Origin of the sequence: Stutzerimonas xanthomarina DSM 18231 (assembly GCF_900129835.1) — a bacterium.
GTDB classification, from domain to species: domain Bacteria; phylum Pseudomonadota; class Gammaproteobacteria; order Pseudomonadales; family Pseudomonadaceae; genus Stutzerimonas; species Stutzerimonas xanthomarina.
This window is the reverse complement of sequence record NZ_FQXA01000004.1, coordinates 205973-229941: the sequence shown is the minus strand read 5'-3', so window position 1 is coordinate 229941 and position 23969 is coordinate 205973. Positions and strand designations below refer to the sequence as shown.

Annotated in this window: 18 protein-coding genes; 11 read left to right on the top strand and 7 right to left on the bottom strand. The window is 60.7% G+C overall.

The annotated features are described in order from the left end of the window. Positions 1-48: 48 nt before the first annotated feature. The 4 genes from BUE09_RS12065 to BUE09_RS12050 are packed head-to-tail and all read left to right on the top strand — an operon-like array spanning position 49 to position 2649. On the top strand, positions 49-357 hold the full coding sequence (locus tag BUE09_RS12065; protein ID WP_073301188.1) for a PepSY domain-containing protein: 309 nt from the start codon (positions 49-51) through the stop codon (positions 355-357). After that, complete coding sequence (locus tag BUE09_RS12060; protein WP_073301187.1) at positions 357-662, top strand: PepSY domain-containing protein; 306 nt, start codon at positions 357-359, stop codon at positions 660-662. The genes BUE09_RS12065 and BUE09_RS12060 overlap by 1 nt, the downstream gene beginning before the upstream one ends. Next, on the top strand, positions 662-1327 hold the full coding sequence (locus tag BUE09_RS12055; protein ID WP_073301186.1) for a response regulator transcription factor: 666 nt from the start codon (positions 662-664) through the stop codon (positions 1325-1327). Before BUE09_RS12060 ends, BUE09_RS12055 begins: the two co-directional genes overlap by 1 nt. Further along, a complete protein-coding gene (locus BUE09_RS12050; RefSeq protein ID WP_073301185.1) occupies positions 1324-2649 on the top strand; it encodes a sensor histidine kinase in 1326 nt (441 codons plus the stop codon). Before BUE09_RS12055 ends, BUE09_RS12050 begins: the two co-directional genes overlap by 4 nt. Positions 2650-2666: 17 nt before the next feature. Here BUE09_RS12050 and BUE09_RS12045 read toward each other — a convergent pair whose 3' ends face one another. Next, a complete protein-coding gene (locus BUE09_RS12045; RefSeq protein ID WP_073301184.1) occupies positions 2667-2882 on the bottom strand; it encodes a hypothetical protein in 216 nt (71 codons plus the stop codon). A 317-nt stretch (positions 2883-3199) separates the two neighbouring features. Here BUE09_RS12045 and BUE09_RS12040 point away from each other — a divergent pair, with 317 nt between their 5' ends. The 4 genes from BUE09_RS12040 (at position 3200) to BUE09_RS12025 (ending at position 10929) form a co-directional block, all read left to right on the top strand. Continuing rightward, on the top strand, positions 3200-4072 hold the full coding sequence (locus tag BUE09_RS12040) for a helix-turn-helix transcriptional regulator (protein ID WP_046163868.1): 873 nt from the start codon (positions 3200-3202) through the stop codon (positions 4070-4072). Positions 4073-4955: 883 nt separating this feature from the next. Then, positions 4956-6191: an exonuclease SbcCD subunit D C-terminal domain-containing protein gene (locus BUE09_RS12035; RefSeq protein WP_073301183.1), complete on the top strand. Its 1236-nt coding sequence runs from the start codon at positions 4956-4958 to the stop codon at positions 6189-6191. Next, complete coding sequence (locus tag BUE09_RS12030) at positions 6188-9850, top strand: AAA family ATPase (RefSeq protein ID WP_073301182.1); 3663 nt, start codon at positions 6188-6190, stop codon at positions 9848-9850. Before BUE09_RS12035 ends, BUE09_RS12030 begins: the two co-directional genes overlap by 4 nt. A gap of 317 nt (positions 9851-10167) precedes the next feature. After that, positions 10168-10929, top strand: a complete 762-nt coding sequence (locus BUE09_RS12025; RefSeq protein WP_073301437.1) for a phytanoyl-CoA dioxygenase family protein — start codon at positions 10168-10170, stop codon at positions 10927-10929. Positions 10930-11026: 97 nt separating this feature from the next. Here the strand turns inward: BUE09_RS12025 and BUE09_RS12020 are convergent, their stop codons facing one another. After that, positions 11027-11707 carry a c-type cytochrome gene (locus BUE09_RS12020; protein ID WP_073301181.1) on the bottom strand — a complete coding sequence of 227 codons (681 nt, stop codon included), beginning with the start codon at positions 11705-11707 and terminating at the stop codon, positions 11027-11029. A 354-nt stretch (positions 11708-12061) separates the two neighbouring features. Here BUE09_RS12020 and BUE09_RS12015 point away from each other — a divergent pair, with 354 nt between their 5' ends. The 3 genes from BUE09_RS12015 to BUE09_RS12005 all read left to right on the top strand — a co-directional run bounded on the left by BUE09_RS12015 (position 12062) and on the right by BUE09_RS12005 (position 14499). Then, a complete protein-coding gene (locus BUE09_RS12015) occupies positions 12062-12544 on the top strand; it encodes an acyl-CoA thioesterase (RefSeq protein WP_073301180.1) in 483 nt (160 codons plus the stop codon). 160 nt (positions 12545-12704) lie between these two features. Continuing rightward, entirely contained in the window at positions 12705-13046 is a 342-nt protein-coding gene (locus BUE09_RS12010) for a zinc ribbon domain-containing protein YjdM (RefSeq protein ID WP_073301179.1), read from the top strand. A gap of 481 nt (positions 13047-13527) precedes the next feature. Continuing rightward, positions 13528-14499, top strand: a complete 972-nt coding sequence (locus BUE09_RS12005; protein WP_073301178.1) for an IS110 family RNA-guided transposase — start codon at positions 13528-13530, stop codon at positions 14497-14499. Positions 14500-14587: 88 nt separating this feature from the next. On the opposite strand, the gene speA is transcribed toward BUE09_RS12005, so the two are convergent. From speA to BUE09_RS11980, 5 genes are all read right to left on the bottom strand, one after another. Continuing rightward, entirely contained in the window at positions 14588-16501 is a 1914-nt protein-coding gene (gene speA / locus BUE09_RS12000) for an arginine decarboxylase (RefSeq protein WP_073301177.1), read from the bottom strand. A gap of 120 nt (positions 16502-16621) precedes the next feature. Further along, entirely contained in the window at positions 16622-16993 is a 372-nt protein-coding gene (locus BUE09_RS11995; RefSeq protein ID WP_046163963.1) for a translation initiation factor Sui1, read from the bottom strand. A gap of 393 nt (positions 16994-17386) precedes the next feature. Then, positions 17387-18475 (bottom strand): glycine oxidase ThiO, encoded by a 1089-nt coding sequence (gene thiO, locus BUE09_RS11990; protein ID WP_073301176.1) that lies wholly within the window; start codon positions 18473-18475, stop codon positions 17387-17389. 54 nt (positions 18476-18529) lie between these two features. After that, positions 18530-18982, bottom strand: coding sequence for a type IV pilin protein (locus tag BUE09_RS11985; protein ID WP_073301175.1), 453 nt, complete (start codon positions 18980-18982; stop codon positions 18530-18532). Further along, positions 18979-23967, bottom strand: a complete 4989-nt coding sequence (locus tag BUE09_RS11980) for a PilC/PilY family type IV pilus protein (protein ID WP_073301174.1) — start codon at positions 23965-23967, stop codon at positions 18979-18981. Before BUE09_RS11980 ends, BUE09_RS11985 begins: the two co-directional genes overlap by 4 nt. Between the last annotated feature and the right edge of the window lie 2 nt (positions 23968-23969).

The following is a 23969-nucleotide window of genomic DNA, read 5'->3' as shown; positions in this document are numbered from 1 at the left end:
CACCTCGTAACCTGTGAATCGTCGAAACCCACACAGGAAAACGAAACCATGAAAACACTGACTACGCTGATCACTGCCGCCGCCCTCGCCCTCGGCGCCAACCTGGCCATGGCCCGCGATCTGGGACCGGATGAGGCTTTGAAGTTGCGCGATGCAGGCACCATTCAATCGTTCGAGAAGCTCAACGAAGCTGCATTGGCCAAGCACCCCGGGGCCACCGTCGAAGAGACCGAATTGGAAGAAGAATACGGTCGCCACATCTATCAGGTTGAATTGCGCGACGACAAAGGTGTGCAATGGGACCTAGAGCTTGACGCCAAGACCGGCGAAGTACTCAAGGACCATCAGGACGACTAATGCGACCCGCCATTCTTTTCACCTTTCCGCTGGCCCTGCTGCTCGCCGCCACTCCGGTGGCGAGCCGCGACCTCGATCAGGACGAAGCCCTGCGGCTGCGGCGTGAGGGGCTGATTCAGCCCTTGGAAAGTCTGTTGCAGCAGGCCATGGCTCGCCACCCAGGCGCCCGATTGCTTGAGGCAGAGCTGGAAGAAGAGGATGGCGTTTACGTTTACGAAATCGAATTACTGACCGCCGACGGCGTCGCCCGCGAGCTGGAACTGGACGCGCGCGACGGCCGTCTGCTCAAGGATGAAGAAGACTGATGCGCCTTTTACTGGTCGAAGACAATATTCCGCTGGCCGATGAGCTGGTCGCCAGCCTCACGCGCCAAGGCTATGCCACCGACTGGCTGGCGGATGGTCGCGACGCCGACTATCAGGGCAGCAGCGAACCCTATGACCTGATGGTTCTGGACCTCGGCCTGCCTGGCAAACCGGGGCTCGAGGTGTTGCGCGCTTGGCGTAGCCGTGGCCTGGCGACGCCGGTGCTGATCCTGACGGCCCGCGACTCCTGGGCCGAGCGCATCGAAGGGTTGAAAGCCGGGGCCGACGACTACTTGACCAAACCCTTCCATCCCGAAGAGCTGCTACTGCGTATCCAGGCACTGCTGCGGCGCGCCCACGGCGTAGCCAATCAGCCGTTGCTGCAGGCAGGAGGAATAGCCCTGGACGAAGCACGCCAGCGCTGCCACAAGGATGGTCAGGACATCGAACTGACCACTGGCGAATTTCGTCTGCTGCGCTATTTCATGCTGCATCCCGGCCAGCTCATGTCGAAAACCCAGCTGGCCGAACACCTTTACGACGGCGAAACCGAGCGTGACTCCAACGTCATCGAGGTGCACGTCAATCGGTTGCGCGGCAAGCTCGGTCGCGAGCTGATCGAAACCCGCCGCGGCCAGGGTTACCGCTTCGGCGGCGCCGCTTGAAGTCGATCCAGCGCAGCCTCAGCGTCGGACTGATCGCGGTGCTGCTGCTGGTCGGACTGTTGCTGGTCCAAAGCAGTCTCTGGTTGTTCGAGTCAGGCCTGCGGCGCAACCTGGCCACCGATCTAAGGGAAGAAACGGAAGGCCTGTTGACGGCCGTGGTTCAGGGTCCGGAGGGGTTTGTGCTCGATTCGAGCCGGTTGAATCCGCGTTATCAACGCGCGTTTTCCGGCCACTATTTCCGCATCGACTTGCCGGCCCGTAGCTGGCGATCCCGCTCTCTGTGGGACGCCGAACCGACCTGGCCGGCTGGCAACGGCATGGCCGAGGATCTGCTGGACGGTCCGCAGGATCAGCGTCTGTTGGCTTATCGAGCCACCTATCGGCGCGACGGGCAAACCATCACCATCAACGTGGCGCAAGATTACACGCCCATCCTCAAAAGCTTTACCCAGGTCAGGCTCAGTGGCTTGGGACTGGTCGGTCTGGCGCTGCTGGTGTTGCTGCTGCTGCAGCGCTACGCGGTCAAACTCGCCATGCGCCCGCTGGAGCGAGCACGCCAGCAGATTGCGCAGCTGCAGCAGGGCCAGCGTCAGCAATTGGACGTCCAGGCGCCGGTCGAACTGCAACCACTCGTGGAACAGATCAACCATCTGCTGGCACACACCGACGACACCCTGAAACGCTCACGCCATGCGCTGGGCAATCTCGGTCACGCATTGAAAACACCGCTGGCGGTGCTCGGCAGCCTGGTCCGACGCGAGGAACTCGCCGCGTATCCAGAGTTGCAGGCCAGCCTTGCGGAACAGCTCGAGCAGATTCAACAACGGGTCACGCGGGAACTGGGTCGCGCACGCCTGGCTGGCGAAGTGCTGCCCGGCAGCTATTTCGATTGCGCCGCAGAACTCGCCCCGCTGTTCGAAACGTTGCGGATGATCCACCGTCGGGATCTCCATCTACATTGGCACAGCCATGAAGGATGCCGCTTGCCTTGGGACCGCGAGGACATGCTTGAGCTGCTCGGCAACCTGCTGGACAACGCCTGCAAGTTCGCCCGATCTGAGGTGCGGCTGACAATCGCCCCGATCACCGACGGCTACCTCATCTCAGTCGATGATGATGGGCCGGGCATCCCTGAAGCGCGTCGCGACGCAGTGCTGGAACGCGGTACTCGCCTCGATGAACATGCCGAAGGGCACGGGCTGGGGCTTGGTATCGTACGCGATATTCTGGTTGCCTGGCGGGGTGAGCTATTACTTGAGGAGAGCGAGCTTGGAGGGCTCTGCGTACGCGTCCGGCTTGCGAAGCAGAGCCAAAGACCGTAGCGGATGACACGAGGGAGTTACTGGACGCGCGCCAACTCGTTGCGCATGTCTTCCAGAATGGTTTCAACCAGCAGACCGTTCTGAACATGCCGGCCCGACATCACCCGAGTGGCTTCGGTGCCGTTGAGCGGATACCCGACACGGACCACCAAACAACCGTCTTCTTGCGGTTCAACGCGGGTCTTGTAATCAGCCGGAAAATTTTCGGCAAGGTGACGGGACAGGGTTTTCATGGGGGCCTCGTGCGCTGGGTCTGAAACAAAGACCCTGCTTTACACTCGGAGATTCCAACCACTCATCGGGCGACTATTCATCGGCAACGAAATTGTAAACACCCTTCACTTCCGTTCGCTGGCACCGTAAGCCAGCCACGCCAGAACGCCCATTCCGGCAAAGGCAGTCAACGAAAAAATAAGCGCATTCAGTAACAGGCTCATGGGGCGTTCCTTTATCTGCTTGCTTGAAGTACGCCCTGAATATATGTAGCGTCGCACGACACGTCGAGTCACCCGATAGTCGCACGTAAACATTTCCAACAGATGGGGCGCGCATGAAACGCAAGCAATCGATCAGTCAGGTTCGCTGGGATCTGGCACTGCGGTACCGCCTGATCGAGACGATTGCGTGGTGGGAAGGCCGCCTGACTACGGGTCACCTGATGCAGAGTTTTGGCATCAGCCGGCAGCAAGCGTCGAAGGACATCAACACCTACCTGAACGAACATGCGCCGGAAAATCTTACATATGACCGCCATCTGAAAGGCTATAAGCCGAGCCCGCAGTTCGAGCCGCTGTTCATCGATGGCAGCGCCAGTGCCTACCTGCACCTACTGGATCAAAACCGCGACCGCGCCCCGCATATCGAAGGCCTGGCGCTGGCTTACGCGCACACCGAAGTGCTGCACATGCCTGACCGCAGCATCCGGCCCGAGGTGCTGCGGCCAATTCTCAAGGCCTGCCGCGAAGGGCTACGGTTGGAAACCGAATATGTCTCCCTCGCCCACCCGGATGTCGAAATCCGCGTGATGGCACCGCATACCCTGGTGTTCACCGGCACCCGCTGGCATGTGCGCGCCTATTGCGAGAAGAACCGGGGCTTTCGCGACTTCGTCCTCAGCCGCTTCCGTGGTGAACCGGACCTGATGGATGAAAGCGAGAACAGGCTCGAGCAGGACGAAGCCTGGAACACTCCGGTAGATGTGGTCATCGAGCCGGATGTGCGACTCAGTGCGGAGCAGAAATCGATCATCGAAACCGATTACGGCATGCAGGACGGTGAACTGCGTATCGCCACCCGTGGCGCGTTGGTGCAGTACGTGTTGCAGCGCTATCAGATCGATCCGAATACGGTGCAGGCGAATGCAGCGGCGCAGCAGATTCAGGTGAGGAATCTGCAGGGGCTGAAGGTGTGGTTGTACACATGACCATTACCAGCGGCCGCCTTCCCTGTAGGAGCGAATTCACTCGCCCGCCTTCGTCCGCCAGGCCGATTGCGAGTGGAGCGCCTGTTGATTGGGCAACGCACTGGCCCGTCGTTTTTCGTAGGAGCGAGCTTGCTCGCGATCAGATGCTGGTGGCGCGCACACTTTCGTATGGCGCCGCGCTTTCCTCGGCCGGGACTACAGGTTGCGCCTTGCACGGCGCGTCACTTTTTCTTGTGTGGCCAAGAAAAAGTAACCAAAAAGAAGGCCACCCCTACATCCGGGTTTTGCTTCGCAAAACTTCCCTCCCTCCGACGCTGCTCCAGGGGTCGTCACGAAGGGACATCCATGTCCCATCGCTCCTCGCTCGGCATCCATGCCTAGCGTCCCCCTGCGCAGCGCCTACGCTCGGCCTCCTGAAGGGGACTCGGGACCGAGTTGTCTGGAAGTTTTGGAACAGCAACAGCTACAAAGCGCCTTCCTCGTTCGATGACAAACAGCCCCTCAGACGACGCCGAACGCCCCTTTCAGAAGGCCGAATGGAATCGCTGCGCAGAGGGGCGAGCGGCATGGATGCCGCAAGAGCCGTGAAGGGCCATGGATGGCCCTTGCGCGGCGACCCTCGGAGCAGCGATGGAATGAGGGAAGTCGAGCGCAGCGAGACCCGGATGCAGGGGCAAGACCTTTTGGTTCCTTTTGGGGCGACTGCCAAAAGGAACTCGCCCAGCAGGGCGAAACAAATGCCTCGGCAACCACCGCCAATAGGTCTTGAGCCGCAAGCAATTCGGCATCCGACTCTCTCTTGCAGAGAGCGACACGCGAACCCTGACCGCCGTTTCCACCAAGCTGCGGTGAATTCCAACCGAACGTTCAAAAGACCCTTCGTATGCGCCTGATCCACACCTCCGACTGGCACCTCGGCCAGACCCTCCACGGCCAGGACCGCGGCTACGAGCACGCGCAGTTCCTCGCCTGGCTGCTCGACCAGCTAACCGTCCACCAGCCGGACGCTCTCCTCATCGCCGGCGATATCTTTGACACGGTCAACCCGCCGCTCAAGGCGCAGGAACGCCTCTACGACTTCATCGTCCGCACCCACGCAAACCTCCCGCAGCTGGATATCGTGATGATCGCCGGCAACCACGACTCCGGCGGGCGCATCGAATTGCCCGGACCGCTGATGAGGCGCCTCAACGCCCATGCCATCGGCCGTATCAGTTGGCTGGCGGACCATCAGCTCGATCATGGCCGGCTGTTGGTCCCGCTGCACGATGCCAAGGGCGAAGTTGCGGGCTGGTGCCTGGCCCTGCCCTTTCTACGCCCGGCGGAAGTTACCGGAGGTGAGGCGGGCGAGGACTACATGGCCGGCATCCGTCATGTGCATCAGCGCCTGATCGCCGCTGCAGAAGCGCAGCGCCAGCCCGGCCAAGCGCTGATCGCCATGAGCCATGCCCACATGGCCGGCGGCGCGGTATCGGAGGATTCGGAGCGCAATATCGTCATCGGCAATGCCGAGGCGCTGCCCGCCAGCCTGTTCCCCGAGCCCATCGCCTATGTTGCCCTCGGCCACCTGCACAAGCCGCAGAAGGTCATCGGGCAGGAGCGCATCCGCTACAGCGGCTCGCCTTTGCCCCTGTCGTTCGGCGAGATCAACTACCTGCATCAGGTCCTGCTGGTCGGCTTCGAGGGCGACCGCCTCGCCAGCGTCGAGGCACTACCCGTGCCCCGCGCCGTGGAGATGATCCGCATCGGCCGTGCGCCCTTGGCCGACGTCATCAGCCAGCTCGAATCGCTGCCGCCGGTAGGCCTGTTCGCCGAGAACCTGCCCTGGCTGGAAGTGCGCGTGCAGCTCGACGAGCCGCTTCCGGACCTGCGCCAGCGCATCGAAACGGCGATCACCGGAAAGGCCTGCCGGCTGGTGCGAATCGCCAGTGAATATGCAGGGAAACGCGGTGAGGCCGACTCGGATGTGCTGCTTGGCCTCGACCAGATCACCCCGCAGGAACTCTTCGCGCGCGCCTGGGAAGAACAGTTCGGCAACCCGCCGGATGAGCAGGCACTGGACGACTTTGCCAGCCTCTTGCAAGGCGTTGAGTTCGAAGGTGAAGGAGACGCCCGATGAAGATCCTCGCCATTCGCCTGAAGAACCTCGCCTCGCTGGCAGGCGAGCAGGTCATCGACTTCACCGCCGAACCCCTGGCCAGCGCAGGCCTGTTCGCCATCACTGGGCCTACAGGTGCCGGCAAGAGCACCATTCTCGATGCGCTGTGTCTGGCGCTGTTCGGCAAAACCCCACGCCTGGCCAACACCAATGCCCTTAGCAAAGTACCGGACGGTGACGATGAAATAGGAACGAACGACGTCCGAAACTTGTTGCGTCGCGGTTGTGGTAGTGGCTATGCGGAAGTGGATTTCGTCGGCATTGACCGAAACCGTTACCGCGCCCGCTGGGAGGTCAAGCGCGCTCGGGAAAAGGTCGACGGTCGCTTGCAGGCCAGCAATCAGAGTCTTACCGACCTCGATAGCGGCCAGCTGTTGGCCAGCGGTAAAAAGAGTGGATTCGAGGAGCTGATACATCAGAAGATCGGCCTCAATCTTGCCCAATTCACCAGGGCAGTTCTTCTCGCGCAAAGCGAGTTCAGCGCTTTTCTGAAGGCAAAAGACGATGAGCGAGGCACGCTACTTGAGAAGCTTACCGATACAGCTCTTTACAGCCGTATCGGCCAAGCGGCATACGAAGCGTCTCAGCAGGCGAAAGACAACTTAGGCGGTTTGACGCGCCAAGCAGAAGGGGTGATACCTCTTGAACCTGAAGCGCGCCAGGCGCTGGAAGCCCAGCACCAGACACAACTGGCCGAGCTCAAGGCGCTGCAGCAGCAGCTCGAGATGCTGAAACAGCAGAGCCAATGGCTACATGATCTGGCCCGCTTGCAAGGGGAACGCGACAACGCCAGGCAGCAGCTGAGCGATGCCGAGACCGAACAGGAGAACCTGGCCGACGCCCGCCGCATTCTCGGGCTGTTCGAACTGCTAGCACCACAAAGGCACCGCTTCTTGCGCGAACAGGAACTGGCGCCGCTGCTGGCGAAGGTCGAGGAAAACCTGGCTCGACACGCCCGCGAGCACAGCGCGGTGCAGCAGCGGCTCGACGAGCTGGAGCAGCTCTGCAAGACCTCGACCGAGGCATTGACGGCGTCCGAGCAGGCGCTCAAGGCAGCCGAACCCCGGCTGGTGCAGGCGCGCCGCGAAGAGGAACGCTTGAGCCACCTGGGCAATGACCTGAGTGACGCGCGCCAGCAAGCCGAACACGCCGAAGCCGCGAGCAAGGCCGGCGAACAGACCCTCGCTCAGCTACGACAGCAACAGGAAAAAGCCGCCACCCAACTGGCGGCCTTGACCGAAGGGCTTGCCCGCAGCGCCGAGCTGCAGCCGTTGTGCGCCGCCTGGAATGGCTACCGGCCGCGCCTGCAGCAAGCCGTGCAGATAGCGGCTCGCTTGCAGCAGGGTCGTAAGGAACTCCCCGCCTTGGAAACCGCGGCCAAGACCGCCGAGGCTGCACAGGCGCAGGCACGCCAGGCGCTCGACGAACTGCAAACTGGGATTGGCGGCGCAACGGGCCTGGCCGAGCAGCTCGCGCAGCTCAACACGCAGCTCGACGCCTGGCGTGAAGCCCAGCGCGAAGGTGAAAGCCTGCTCGGGTTCTGGTCTCGTCATCTGCAACTAACAGATCAGCAACAGACGTTACGCGATGAGCAGAACCGCCAGCAGCAGGAGCTCGAGGCCCTGACACAAGCCGGCAAGCTCGCTCGCACGGAACGCGATGACGCGGAAAAGGCGCTGAAGGTTGTACAGGCGCTGCTGGATCGCCAGCGTCTGGCCCGCAGTGCCAATGTCGAGGCCTTGCGCACGGCGCTTGTCCCCGGCGAGCCGTGCAGCGTCTGCGGCAGCCTCGAGCATCCCTGGCATGACGGCAAGGCGCTGCTCGCCGCCCTCGACCAGGGCGATGAGCACGAAGCCGAGCAGGCCCAGCTGCAGCTCAAGCGTCACGACGAGAAACTTCAGGCGCTGCGTGACCAGCACATCGCCCTGACCACGGGCATCAAACAGAACGCGCAGCGACACGCGGAAATCGCCGATGAGCTGGCGAAGCTGGAGCCGCAACTGACCGCTATGCCCCTCTATGCCGAGCTGCTGAACGAGCCGGAAACAGAACGCCACTCCTGGCTGGACACGAAACTCGCCACGCTCAAAACCGACATCACCACGGCCAACGCCCGCCAGCGCGATCTGCTGGCGCTGCAGCAGCGCAGCGAAACCCTGCAGAACGACTGGCAGCGCGCGCGTGAAGCCTGCATCCAGGCGACCCAGGCCCTCACTGGCCAGCGCGACGCCATTGCCCGCGACGACGAACGACTGGACGAAGAGCTGGCCGAGTTCGGCAGCCTGCTGCCCGCCGCCCTGCTCGCACGCTGGCGCGAGGCGCCAGCCGAAACCTTTATGCAGCTCGACAGCCAGGTCGAGGCCCGGCGCCAGCAGATCGACCAACAGACAGCGGTTGCCGAGGAGCAACAGCAGCGCCAGAGCGCACTGGAACGTGAGCAGCTGCAACAACAGCATCGTCTCGACCAGCACAAAGCCTTCGCGGCGCGCCTCGCCGAACTCGAAGCTCGCGAACTGGCCTGCCGCCAGAGCCTGCGTGACAGCCTGGGTGAGCAAGCCAGCGCCCAGGCCTGGCAGCTGCAACTGGAGAACGCCATCCAGACCGCTCGCAAGCAACAGGCTGAGATCGACCGGCAACTCAACGAAGCGCGCGTCGAGCTGGCCCGGCATGCCAGCGAGCAGCAGAACTGCGCCGGGCGTCGCGGCGAGCTCTTGGCCGAACGCGAATCCCTTGGCGAAGAACTTGCCGCCTGGCGTGCCGCGCACCCCGATCTGGACGATGCGACCCTGACGCAGTTGCTGCAACTGGACGACGCCTTGCTCACCGAAGCCCGCGAACGCCTGCGCGCCAACACCGAACTGCTCGCCCGTAGCCGTGAACGGCTAGACGGCTGCACGCAACGGCTGGCCGCGCATCAGGCCGGGCAGCCCGACGCGCCGAATGGCGAAACGCTGAAGCGCCAGTACGCGGAACAGGAAATCAGCTGCAACGCGGCCGAGCAGCGCAGCGCCGAAACCCGCGCGGCGCTGCTCGACGACGACAGGCGCCGTAATCAAAGCCAGGCTTTGCTCACGCAGATCGCCGACGCCACTGCGGAAAGCCAGCGCTGGGGCCGCATTGCCGCGCTCATCGGCTCCAGCGATGGCGGTGCCTTCCGCAAGATCGCCCAGGCCTACAACCTCGACCTATTGGTGCAGCACGCCAATGTGCAGCTGCGCCAGCTGGCTCGTCGTTATCGGCTCAAGCGCGGCGGCAGCCCGCTGGGGCTGTTGGTGATGGACACGGAGATGGGCGACGAGCTGCGCTCGGTGCATTCGCTGTCGGGTGGCGAGACCTTCCTCGTCTCGCTGGCCCTGGCGCTGGGACTGGCCTCGATGGCGTCGAGCAAGCTCAAGATCGAGTCGCTGTTTATCGACGAAGGCTTCGGCAGCCTCGACCCGGAATCTCTGCAGATCGCCATGGACGCGCTGGATTCGCTCCAGGCCCAAGGCCGCAAGGTCGCGGTGATTTCACACGTGGCGGAAATGCACGAGCGCATCCCGGTGCAAATCCAGGTGCAACGCCAGGGCAACGGCCAGAGCGGATTGCGGATCGTCGGCGGAGCGGGCGTCCAGGGCTAGGCAAACCGGGTGCAAAGGAGCAATGCGCATTGCTTGCCGTTACGCCAGCAGCGCTTGTTAGCGCCCTTGGACGAGCTGGCCGAAGCAGAGGTGTCGGCGCTGGAGCAGCATCGCCGCCGCCGTAAGCAGGCTAGAAGCGAACCCGGCAGACGCCGCTTGTGGCTGCGCGCCGGGGTTCGCACAGGAAGGGTAAAACGGGCTCACCGCTTGTGGCCGTGTGCCTGCTGCGACGACAGGTCATCAGCAGCGCCGGGAGCATACGAACCCAAGCTTTCAACAAACTGTCGATAGCGGTGAACATCACCGAATCGACCGCCATGTCACTCAGCCGCAGCACCGCCGAGCAGTTACAGGCCATGCACGAGCAGGGCTTCGTTCTGCTGCGCCAGGTGTTGCAGCCGCCGCAGGTTGAGGCTGTGCGAACGGCCATTGATCGCCTCGAACCCATCCACTGGGACTACCAGGGTCTGGTCGACGATCACTACAAATGCGTCTTTAACCGTGATCCGTCCTGGCTACCCCTGCTCGATCCTCCTGGTGTGATCGAGTTGGCTGAAGCCTGTCTCGGCACGGATTGCCATGTCATCGGCCAGACTGCCTGGCGCAGCCATCCGGGCTTCGTTGGCGGTGAACTGCATGCCGATTACCTCGCCTTGGTGCTGCCCGAGCACTGGTTACAGGATCCAGCCTTCGAGCTGCCGATGCAGGTCTGCACGGCGCATTTCTATCTCGACCAGATCGATGCAGACCTCTGCCCTACCCTGGTGATACCCGGTAGTCACCGGTCCGGTCGCAAACCACGCACGGGTGAACTCCACTGGCAGGGTCGCGAGCCACAGCCAGTGCTCTGCGAGGCCGGCGACGTGCTGCTGTTTCGCAGCGACCTCTGGCACGCCGGTAGCCGCAACCGCACGGCCGACCGCAGCCGCTATCTGCTGCAGGTGCATTACGGCCGCCGCATGGTGGCGCAGAAGTTTTCGCCTTACCTGCAATGGCGATTCAACCCGGATGTGATCGCCGCTGCCACGCCGAGGCAGCGGCGCTTGCTTGGCGAGCATGAGCCGTCGGAATACGATTGAGTTGAATGGGTACGGCGCGGCCAGCCCGACAGGCAATCAAATGGCATATCCCCTGCATCGGAGTGTGCGTCCAGCCGCAACACCGTCGCGGACAGGCCTAGTGTTCAACCACCCCGAGCAGCTGCGTGCTGGCCTGCTGCTCTTCCTGCTCACTCAACTGCAGCTGCGTCAGATAAGCGGCCAGTGCCTCTATGTCCATTTCGGACAGCTGCCCAGCGACACCGATCATGACTGAACCGGCTCGGCTCGGGTCATTGCTGCGGAATCGACCCAGCGCTTTGCGGATGTACTCATCAGGCTGGCCCGCCAGTCGCGGCATGGTCTCCTTGCCTTGCGCATGATCGCCATGGCAGGAAGTACAGGTGCGCTGAAACAGCGCTTCGCCACGCTGGACCAGCGCCGCGTCCGACGCAGTCGCAGCAGGCTCGACTTTCTGCTGACTGAAGAAGACGGCGATGTTGACCCGATCCTCGAGCGTCAAGTTTTTCGCCAGTTTCGACATCACGAAATCCACACGCTCGCCCCTGGAGAACTTTTCGAACGAATGGAACAGGTAGATCGGATTCTGCGACGCCAGATTGGGGATATGCGGGCGCTTGCTATTGCCGGTTTCACCATGGCAATAGCCACAGAACAGTGCACGCTCCTGGCCGGCCGCATACGCCTGCTGACGCCGTGCCGCATCTTCCATTAGGTACTGAAAGCGCTCCATCGCCTCTTCGCTGGCGTGGGCGAACGGAACGAGGCAACTGAGCAGAAGGAGGCTGAATAAACGCATGGCTAGTCCGGCGCTGATGGGTGGTTAGGCATGTATGGCAGCCACCGGACTATAGGGAGAACATCAGTTGCGATACTGGCGCAGGTCAATAAAGCCTCACACCACGGCAGCGCGCCATTAATCGCGAGCACCGGTTCGCACAATTCGTCTGCTGCACAGCGCGCAGCGCAGCGGCTTCCGCCAGCGACCTTGCAGTTCAGATTGATCAGGCAGGCGATGCGGCAATGACAACCTGCGCGCTATTGCCACATTGACCGTTCGAAAAAAAACGGGTGGCGACACAGATTTCTGAGTCACAATCGCCTCGCATTCGACTAAAGTAGCAACCCTTTTTGCCAGCACGAGCCGCGCACCATGCTTGATGGACATGCCGAACTGACCATGACCGTACTGATGACCCCGGACAAGGCCAACTTTTCGGGCAACGTACATGGCGGCACGCTGCTGAAATACCTGGACGAAGTGGCCTACGCCTGTGCCAGCCGCTATGCAGGTCAGTACGTTGTGACGCTGTCGGTCGACCAGGTGAATTTCCGCCAACCAGTGCATGTTGGCGAGCTGGTGACCTTTCTCGCCTCGGTCAACTATGTCGGCAACACTTCGATGGAGATCGGCATCAAGGTGATCACCGAAGACATCCGGCAGAAAACCGTGCGGCATACCAATAGCTGCTTCTTCACGATGGTGGCAGTTGGTGAGGACGGTCGCCCTACTACGGTGCCGTCACTGGAGCCAAAAACACCTGACCAGAAGCGTCGCTTCGCCCAGGCCCAGCAGCGCCGGCAGATTCGCCGAGAGCTGGACGAGCGTTACCGCGCAATCAAGGACGAATACTGAGCGCTGCTCGCTGCGAATTTCTGTCTCCGCCGCCGCTCAGGCGGGGAGATGGAGGCATCTCCGTCTAGCCCGCAAAGCCTCCTCAGCTTGGCGCACTCTCCACGGGCCGATAAAACCTTATATAATTCGCGGCTTTTCGCACCGCCACCGAGGATCCGCCGTGAGCGCTTTGCCAGCCTGCCCCCAATGCAATTCCGAATACACGTATGAAGACGGCCAGATGCTGGTCTGCCCGGAGTGCGCCCACGAATGGTCGGCCAACGCGGCAGAACCGTCTGGCGACGACGAAAAGCTGATCAAGGATTCAGTCGGCAATACCCTGCAGGACGGCGACACCGTCACCGTCATCAAGGACCTCAAGGTCAAGGGGTCGTCGCTGGTGGTCAAGGTGGGCACCAAGGTCAAGAACATCCGCCTGGTCGGCGGCGACCACGACATCGACTGCAAGATCGACGGCATCGGTGCGATGAAGCTGAAGTCTGAGTTCGTGCGCAAGGTTTGATTGCGAACCGGCTCCATCAGGGGCGGCGCGATAGCGTTGCTGTCTTGTAGGAGCGAGCTTGCTCGCGAATTGGCGATAAAAAAGCTTCGCCAGCGAGCTGGCGCCTACAAAAAGCGGGACCGCTCGACCTCACGTTCACATAGAAGCGTGCGTACCAACATCACCTCCTAGTCCTTAGGGTGGATCGCACTTCATCGATCCACCGAGCGGAGCCACGGTGGATGTAAAAGGCGACATCCACCCTTGTATCTCGACTACCACGCTATGTTGGGGTGATAGTTCCCGACTGATCATCGGGGGGAGGTCAGAAAGCCGTATCCACCCTTAGGCTTTGAGCCTGCGACGTAGATAGCGCTGCAGCCTTCCATACTCACTCTTACAGCTCGAACGGTATCCAGAGCCCGCCTCCGGCGAGAGCTCGCATCAGCAAGGTAGAGCTGAGTGAAGTATTGATCTTTCTGAACCAGCGGGAGGAGTTCTTATGCCCAGCGTCATCGGCATCGATATCGCCAAACGCACGTTCGACATCGCCACCCAGCAGCCCAATGGCAAGTACCGCACCAAGGCCAAATTGCCTAACGAGGTGGCCGGTTTCGAAGCGCTCCAGCAGTGGCTGCTCAAGCACGCCAATGCCCAAGCCTGGATCGTGATGGAAGCGACCGGCGCTTACCATGAAGCGCTCGCGACCTGGTTTCACGATAAAGGCTATCAGGTCTGCGTGCTCAATCCTGCACAGGTCGCCTATTACGCTCGAAGCCAGCTCCAGCGCGTAAAGACCGACAAAGTCGACGCCAAACTCATCGCTGAGTATGGCGAGCGGCACCAGAGCGATCTGCGGGCCTGGCAGCCTGAGCCTCCCGCCGTCCGGCGCTTGAAAGCATTAGTGCGGCGCTTGGAGGATCTGCAGGAGATCCAACAAATGGAACGCAACCGCCTGGATCTGGCCGACGCTAATGTGCAGGCTTCAATCTACTCAGTGCTGCACCATGTCGAGCGGCAGATCGGAGAGACGCTCCGTGCGATCCGAGACCACATCGATGATGACCCGGACCTGCGCAACAAACGCGACCTGCTGACCAGCATTGATGGCATCGGCGAGCGTTCCGCAGCCCTGTTGCTGGCTGAGCTGGGCGATCCGTTACGCTTCGCCAGCTCACGCGCGATCACCGCTTATGCCGGGCTAAACCCCCGCCTTCAGGAGTCTGGCTCCTACAAAGGCCAGACGCGCATATCCCGCACAGGATCGTCTCGCTTGAGGGCTGGGCTCTACATGCCGGCGGTCTGCTCGCTCACACACAACCCGGCCATTAGTGCTCTACGCGAGCGTCTGAGTGCAAAAGGAAAATCCGGAAAACAAATCGTCTGTGCAGCGATGCGCAAGCTGCTGCACATTGCCTATGGGGTACTCAAATCGGGCCAGCGTTTCGACCCTCAACTGGCCCTTGCTCGGTAATGGGGAAGACGGTATCTACGGTCCGATAGAAGCTAGCCTACTGGCGATCGGTGCTCGACTGCTCCCGATGCCAGCATAGATAACTGGATCAGGGCGTCAGGTAGGAAGAACGCGTCAGCCCCAGCCGCAACGCATCGATGTACTGGGTGCGTTCCTTGGCGCTGAGCCGTGCACTCGACACCTTGTCGCGGTAGTAGGTCATCAGCTCCTCGGGCGAGAGGTGCACGTAACGCAGCATATCTTCGATGGTGTCGTGGGTCTCGATACCGGCGTGATAGAAGCTGCCATCCTCGCGCTGATAGACGTTGACCGAATCGGTGTCGCCGAACAGGTTGTGCATGTCGCCGAGAATTTCCTGGTAGGCGCCCACCAGGAACACCCCGAGGAAGTACTCCTCCCCCGCCTGAATCTCATGCACCGGCATGCTGTTCTCGATGCTCTGCTCGTCCACGTAATGCTTGATCTTGCCGTCCGAGTCGCAGGTCAGGTCCTGCAGCACCGCGCGGCGCACCGGCTCTTCGCTCAGACGCTGCAGCGGCACGATCGGCAGGATTTGGTCGATCGCCCAGGTGTCCGGCAGGCTCTGGAACACCGAGAAGTTGCAGATGTACTTGTCGGCCAGCTTGTCATTCAACTCGTCGAGCACCGCACGGTGGGACCGCTGACGTGCCTTGAGCTGGTTGTACAGGCGGCGACAGATGGCGAAGTAGCTCTGTTCGGCCAACGCCTTCTGCGCCAGGCTCAGCTTGCCGGAGGCATATTGTGCTGCGGCCTCGCTCATGTAGTGCGTCGCGCGCCAATAGGTCTCGGTGACCATTTCGGGATCGGTTGGGCCGAGCAGATCGGCCAGCGCCTGGACAATTTCTGGCAGCTCGTCGTAGTTCTCGATAGTCGGCGCTTCATCATTGTGGCGCTCGAAGTCGGTCACCTGCATCACCAGCACGGCGTGATGCGCGGTCATGGCCCGGCCGCTTTCGGAGAAGATGTGCGGGTGCGGCAGTTCCTGCCGATCACAGAATTCCTTGAGCATCCCGACCACTGTGCCGGCGTACTCATCGATGTCGTAGTTGATCGAGCTGGCATTGCGCGAGTGCGTGCCGTCGTAGTCGACACCGAGGCCGCCACCCACGTCGATATGATCGACCGGCAACCCGAGCGCGCGCAGCTCGGCGTAATAACGGATGGCTTCGCGAAAGCCGTCACGATAGTCCGCCAGGTTGGCGATCTGCGAGCCCATGTGGAAGTGCAGCAAGCGCACGCCCTGCTCCACCCCAGCTGCGCGGAAACGCTCGATAACGGTGAGCAGTTGCGCGGCGGACAGGCCGAACTTGGATTTTTCACCACCAGTGTCGGCCCACTTGCTCGAAGCCAGCGAGGACAACCGCACGCGCAAGCCAACCTGCGGAATGATCTTCAGCTCCACCGCTTCCTCGATCACCATGCCCACTTCAGACATCTTCTCGATGACGATAAAGACGTTGTGGCCGAGCTTCTGCCCCATCAGCGCCAAGCGGATGAATTCACGATCCTTGTAGCCGTTGCAGACGATGGTGCCACCCTTCGGCGCCAGCGCCAGCACCGCCATCAGCTCGGGTTTAGAACCTGCTTCCAGACCGATCGAAACATTCTGCGTGGCGATGATGTTCTCGATCACCGCTTCCTGCTGGTTGACCTTGATCGGGTACAGCGCGGTGTATTTGCTCTGGTATTCGAGGCGCTCGATGTTGGCATCGAAGGCACCGGTCAAATGACGTACCCGGTCCTGCAAAATGTCGGGGAAGCGCACCAGTAACGGCAAGGTCAGCCCAGCATCACGCAACTGCTCGATCAGCGCGGTGAATTCGACGGCCGCGCCGTTCGGCCCTTGTGGGCGCACTTCGACATGACCGTCATCACTGATCGAAAAGTAGCCTGCCCCCCAGTGGCGAATACCATAGACGCTACGGCTATCCGCTGCGGTCCACTGACTGCCGTCATCTTTACGTGTGCGTCGTACGGGCATCTAGGCCTCCTGCGAAATGGGATGAGTCTGTCGAGCTGGTGCGACAACAGGGCTGTCCGAGTTTGGACAGCCGGCGTGCCCGGAAATAAGCGCACGCGCCGGATTGATAAGGTCGAGCGGTCAACCGCCCGACTTCTTAGCCTTGAATCCGCGCTTGATCAGTTCGTCGATGAGCAATTGAACATGGTCGCCCTGGATCTCGATCACGCCTTCTTTGAGCGCGCCGCCGGTACCGCAGCGGCGCTTGAGCGCACTGGCCAATTCCTTGAGTTCAGCTTCAGCGAGGGGAACGCCGGATATGGTCGTTACCGTCTTGCCACCCCGCCCTTTGCTTTCCCGGCGAACACGAGCGATGCCATCACCCGCGGGAATCAGCAGTTGCTTGCAGATGCAGGCGTCCAGCGGTTGGCTGCAATCTGGGCAGTGGCGCCCCGTGTCGGTGGAAAAGACCAGACCGCCAAGGCCTGAAAGGGACGTGGTTTTCTTGGCCACACACAACCTCTTGAAGACAGAAATCGGCGCGACAAGGCTCAGCGCCATAAAGCCGTCCAATTTAACAGCAAAACCCGCGCACTCGAAGGGCTGCGCAGCGCTTTGCTGCAAACGCCGCCGAATAGCACGACAGCACCGCACTGAGTGATGAAATGCTGCGTTCAGGCTGCTGAAAGACCCGCCGCTCTGCCTCTTGACCATCGGTTACGCATGCGTAACGGCGGACGTTGTGTAAGGCCCAATCCGCGGCGAATGCCGACGCGCCTCAGCCCAAGGGTATCGGTGCCGGACATGACGATTCAACGAAACGACGCGCCCGACAATCAAACCCAAAACCAGCGCCGCGTTGGTCATCGATACACCGTGCGCTCGAGGTCCTTGGCAGTATCAGAATCAGAGTCGACCAGCAGGAGCGTACTGCTTGGGATCGATGCAAGGCGAGCGATCCAGCATCAGATCCGTCAATAGCAGGCATGAAGCAGGCGCCAATACCAGCCCGTTTCGGAAATGTCCGCAGTTGAGCCAAAGCCCCTCGTGGCCCGGCACCGGCCCTATATAAGGAATGCCCTCAGGCGAAGCAGGACGCAGACCCGCCCAATGCTTGACCACTGTTGCATCAGCCAGCCCAGGAAGCAGCTCAATGGCCGTCTCTCGGAGGCTTTCCAGGGCATCTTCGGTTGGCGTCTTATCGAAACCGACATCCTCCAAAGTACTGCCCACGAGAATGTGACCATCACGTCGCGGAATCGCATAACGCCGCTTGGCCAGCACCATGCTCGGCAGGAAATCTTCGGCGCACTTGAACAAGATCATCTGGCCCTTCATGGGCTTGACTGGAAGCTTGAGCCCCAGCGTTGCCAGCAGATTCCCGCTCCAGGCACCCGCTGCAACGACAACCTGCTCGGCACGCATTTCGCCCTGAGCCGTTTGCACACCGACGACCCGCGCTCCGTCATTGATGAAACCGCTTACAGGGCAATGTTCGATGATCGTTACATTGGGCAGCTTCGCCAACGCTGCACGCAGCGCCTGCAATAAACGCGGATTACGGACATTGGCGACGCCTGGCATGTACACCGCGCTGGAGAAACCTTCGCCAAGCGAGGGCACAGCGGCGTGTACCTGCTCCATGCCTACCCGGTGCAGCGGCCGACTATGGCGGTGCGCCCAGGCTAGGGCCTGATCCTCGTCTTCCAGGTCCAGCCAGTAGAGGCCAGTCTCGTGAACCTCCGGATCGACCCCGCTCTGCTGCTTCAAAGCCTCGCCGAGCCCCGGGTAGTAGTCCTGCGACCAATGCGCCAGTGCTGTAATCGCTGCGCTATAACGCCAGGGGTATAGCGGCGAGACAATACCGCCACCGGCCCAGGAGGCTTCCTGGCCGGCCGCGGATTGATCAATTACCATGACCTTACAACCAGCCTGTGCTAGCAAAAAAGCAGACTGGAGCCCTATCGCTCCAGCTCCGATGACCAAGACATTCATAAACGGTTACTCACCTATTTCAAATGGCGAGGTTATAAAACACTTCAGTTAAGGTCACCAGCACGCTTCCAGCGACATCGGGTTCTGAATACCTGTCTGATTGAGCGTCTGGTTGTTGGCGTGGTCAATCTGAAAATCGCCGCAGAGGTCTCCAGCCATGCTTCCAGCACGGGTAGCCATCAAAACGTAGGTTGAGCGAGTCGGAGTTCCTTCCGCAGCTATGGTGTAATTTGCGCTTCCGCTTTGCGGGGATTGGGTAGGGAATACTGCAGCCAGCCCAGAATCATCTGCGTTCAGATACGTGCTGTTTAGCGAGTAGTGCCGCTCAAGCGCTTGCGCTGCTTCGAGGAGCGTGGCCTTGACCTCTGCGCGCTTTCCTTTACGCAAATATTCCTGATATGCCGGCAAGGCAATCGCAGCGAGGATACCCATGATGGCAATCACAATCATAAGTTCGATGAGCGTAAACCCGAATTGCCTAGTAGCGCGGTGACGTGCTCCTGTCATTGCAACTGTCTCCAAGATTGTCGACCAGTGGCGGCCGTGCCTGCATCTTCCAACGTCACGCCAATGTTGCCGCTGGAGCCGGAGGTGTATTTGTACTCGACTTCGCCACCCGAAATAATCCCTGGGTTGCGGATCAGCTCCTCAAAGCCCTTGCCGCCAACGCTGCCTTGATTTTCGCCATCATCACCCCACTCGGCGAAATCGTCGTCATTTATCACGCCGTCGTTGTTCACATCGAACACCGAGCCTTCGAGGCGACCACCGGACATTGCGTCGACTTCCATCAGCCAACTGTTCCCTCCATAGGCGCACGCGTCGCCGGAGGGAACACTGGTGGCGAAGATGATTTTGCCACCGCGCAATGTTGCGGCAGACGTGACCCGCTCGCCGTCTCCCGTGGTCCCGGTGGGGTACACCAGATTCAAATACCAACCTTGCTTGCGGCTGCCATTAGTGCCGTATTCAAACGTGGAGTCAGACATGACACGCACCGCAAAATCAGCAGCTGAACCAGAGCGGGTGGTGGCCGACGAGGACTCGTAGACAATCGTTTGCTGCTGCAAATCGCTAAGTGCCACGAGCTGGGTCTTACTGTTCATGTTGACCGAGGTGTGCACATCGTGGTCCCACACACCGTAGAACGACTGGACCGGCGGTTCGTCCCCGACGATCCGGTCGGTGTCGCCCAGGTAGCGGCCCGTGCCGAAATAGAGCATCACACCACCGCTGGGGTGATTGCCGGCGACGAGTCGGGTGGTGATCGGCTGACTGGCCTGAGTTGTAAAGATCGGTTTGCGGGACAGCCCAGCCGCCCACGAGGCCTGAGTTGATCCGTTGAGGTCGAATCGCCAGACGTTCCCCTTCATGTCACCCGCGTAAACATAATCCGTAATTCCATCGGCATTCAGGTCGGCCGGAAACACCGCCGACAAGCCGTTGTCCCCGGCTACGCCGACGGGGATTCGTTTGAGCAGCTCACCGGAATTAAGGTCGACGATGAACAGAGCAGCCTGGCCACTCTGGCTGTTATAGCCATTGCCGAAGATGGCGACCCATTTGTCATTAGCGGCGAGACGAGCGATGGTCGGCTGGGTGATGCCCTGCCCAACCTCTACACTGTCCGCTTCCGGAGTATCGGCATTCGGAAACTCCCACAAGACCTTGTTCGGCCCGAAGCTATCAGGATCGGTTACATCCAGGGCGAACACCGAACGCCCGCCAGCTCCCAGGCTGCCCAACAGCACGGTGGCCCAGCCGGCAGCGCTTCCGGTGCCAAGGTAGGCATCCACCACCCGTGCCGAACCATCCACATAGTAGCGATGCTGGTAGGCGGGATTGGCTAACTGGCTGAGCCCGTTGGCAAGGGCGCCAGGTATATAAGCAAGAATTTCCTGCCCCGGGCTCGCGCTGCCGCAGCCTCCTGCGCAGAATCCATGCAACATGCCGTCGTTAGCGCCTGCATAGACCATCGCCTTGCGACTGATGCCAGATTTGAAGGTGCGATAGGGGTTACTGTCGGCCGTCGGCCGCTCCGGCTCACCGATTGGCAGGCGGCTGAAACCGTAGTCTTGATTGCCAACGAATACCGGGTCTGAGTTGACGATGTCACCCAGCAGGCCGGAAGGACGGTCACGGAAGTTGCCGCCGTTGCGCTCCTCTCCCGCGGGGTCGCCACGCAGATAGTTGATCAATGCCTCACTACTACCCACCGCGGTCTGATAAGTCTCGCTAAGCTCGCCCCACTCGAACTCGACAGCCTCTTCGGCGGCGTGGTCCCAGGTTGCGATCGTCCGGTCGTTTTCGGCCGGAATCAGCTCGGAGGCTTCCCAGGCGGTCGAGCCAATAGACCCATTGGCGTTGACGTTGAGCGCACGCAGCTCACCGGACCAGAACTCGCTATTGAAGCGCGCCTGGAAAATCTGGGTTCCGGTATCCAATCGCGTAGAGTTGGTCGCAACCGCCGAAGCCGAAGATGTTTGGATGAGGATATTGTTGAAGGCGCTGGTCAGTTGATCACGCAAGCCTAGCGCGTTGGTAACCAGGTAATAGTTGTCTGGATCGGGATCGGACTCACCGGCGGCGGCACTCGTCCACTCCTCGCGCAGGTCCGGAATGCCGTTGCCGTTACGGTCCTTGAAACCACCCCACTTGGCCGCGTACCACAGCGGGCCCTTGAGGAGCGAGGCCGTGCTGGCGCCACTCGAGGTATTGACTGTGAAAGTGCGAGTCGCCTGCAAGGGCAGCTCGCCCGCACCCCGCGGATCCGATGGCGTTGCACGGCTCGGAGGTGTATCCAGCGTATAGGCAGCGCTGACGTCGTCGGCAGCGGGAGTGTCCTCGTCCCGAACTTCGAGATAGACCCCATCCGCGGTCGTACCTGAAATGACGTAACCCATATGCTGCACCACGCTACCGGCCGCGTACTCGGAGGTCAGCTCCAGCCGTAACTGGCTGTCACCGATCACTTCGTACTCATAGCGCACGATCGCATCCATATCGTGGTCGTTGCCCTGTTCGACGTCCTCGAAGTTGATGCGGAAGGTACCGCTGCGTCCATCCTCGGCGATGTCCTCGACATAGAAATCAACAATGGTATTGGTCGGGTAATACGCACTGTATGGCGTCGATCCACTGCCAACGGACTTGCCGAAAGGTACCAGCGTGATGAAGTGGTCGCCTAAAGGAATACGGAACTGCGGAAGGGGGGAGGCAAGTGCCACAACATAACTGCTCAACTTCTGGTCGCCTGTGGCAGCGCTGAGGTCGTTGCGCAAACCGTAATAAGCCAGACTGGCCGAGTAGTAACCGCCCATCTTGGTCGGTTCGGCCGGAGCGAGGCCTCGAATATTGCCGAACGAGGTCACGGTTTTTGCCGTCGGAGCGCCGTCGCTGACCGCAGCCGACTGGCCGATGAAATGCTGGCGGCTGAAACCCGAGCCAAACTCACCGTTCCAAATCGTTTGCCCCTCGTTCGCCACGTTGAGTGACGACAGGCGTGAAGGAGACGCTGTCACGCCGTCGCCGAATGCCGTGCCAGGCAGGTCATCGGTGTCATAGGAGGGATTAATGTCGCTGATGATCGTTTGGACCGGCGCAGCGCAGCTATACGCGCCCTGGCCGACGTAGGGGTTTTCCCAGGTCGCCACTAACGGCAGCCCGAGCCCGGTTTCGTAACCGTTGGAGCTGACATTGCTGGAATAATCAGATGTAGCCGACGTCGCCCCAGCAAAATAGCGCAGGGTTTCGTACATCATTTCGGCGACCGGATTACCCCACATATTGCATTCGTTGTTGTCGATAGCCCGATTGGTGATCAGGCCACACCCGCCGCTGTTGCCTCTCGAACCATGCTGGGATCCGTTATAGCCCATGAACCCCAAGCGATCGATGGTTTCGATGACGCCGACGACGTCGTCGTCAAATACACCCGTCTCAGGATCAAGCTCGTCGCTGATGTCACCGACCGCGCGCCGCAGCACGCCACCTCTAAGGTTGTTGCGATAACTCCCGGTAAGCAGGCCAAATTTCATTCGGGCCACCGAGGTTTCGTCAGTGGCCGTGCCGAACTCCTGCAAGAGGCCTACCGGCTTGTGGGTTACGTAGCTAATACCGTCATCAACACGTGTGTAGCTTTGGCAGTTATCTTCCAGCGGGCCGGCTGCGCAGACCTGGACCCGTACAACATAGTCAGGATCGTCTCGCGTGGAGGCCGGTACGGTCCGGCCATAGGCCCAGAGCTTGAGATTTTCGAACGAGCTGGCCGGCACTACCTCCCACGTCGTGCCGTTCCACCAAGCAAGTCTATAGCTATCGCCCCCGCCTACTTCCTCATGGCGAAACTCGAGATCGTGATTACCAGCTGTGAGCGTTATGCTTCCAGAATGCTCTCCCAAGGTAGCGGCACCATGCCCACCATACCAACCGACAACCAGCTGGCCATCGATTAGCACCTCAACGGCGTCATCGCCATCGACTGCAAATTGATAGGTGCCAGCCGTCGGTATCTTGATGATGCCCTTCAACACGGAGACGTAGTTATCAGCTTGTCCTGCGGTCGTCCCGCTGTCCGCAAGCGCTCCCGCTCCGTTTGCTGTCTTGTTAATACGGGTCCGAGCAACGCCGTCAATGAGTACATTGCCCTCCATCCGTTTAATTAGATCCGCAAATTCAAGGCTGGAACTCGGATGGCTCGTATCCACCCCGACGCCATACACACAGGTCGGCCCGCTACTACCATGCTCGCAACGATCACCGGCCACCGGGGCTTCGATGGAAACCCACTCCCAGATTCGGAATCGTGAGTTGCGCAGCACGCGCAACAGGGGGTCATTGCCGCTGGTTGCAGGTGAAGCCCCGATGGTCACGTTAGCGAAAAGATGACGCGTACCAGCCTGAGGGACGGCCAGCGGCGTGTAATTCGAGATGTCATACCCATCGACCGCGACGCTGGTGTACTCCTTTCCCCAACTATGCCCGTCTTGCGGAATCGCGCTGCGTTCGAGCACGGTCACGCCTGCACCAGCGCCCGTGTGAGTATCAACGACGCGCTTGCCGCCATAAAGCACCTTACGGAGCGCATCGATGCGGGACATGGTCACGTAATTGAGGAAGTTACCACTCCAATTACCGCTGCAACTGCCATCGAACCGGCTGTTGCTCGTGGCGCCAACCGGCTCGAAACGGGTATCGCCTTCGACGTATTGGTAACACTTGGCCGAGTCGAAATAGCCGTAGTAGTCAATGTCGTCCGGCTTAAACCGGGTATCGAGCAAACCATCACCGTCAAGGTCCGAAGCGTCGTTATAGGCCTCGTAATACAGCGTGTGGTCACGCCCCATCACCAGCATGTTCAGCGGCGGCACCGCTGCATTGATAAAAAGTGGTGTCTGGGCGATATCGATCGCGGCTTGTACCGAACCGCTAACGACTGTGAGCGCAGCTATGAACACACCAACACGAACTTTACTTTTGCTGGTTACCGGCATTT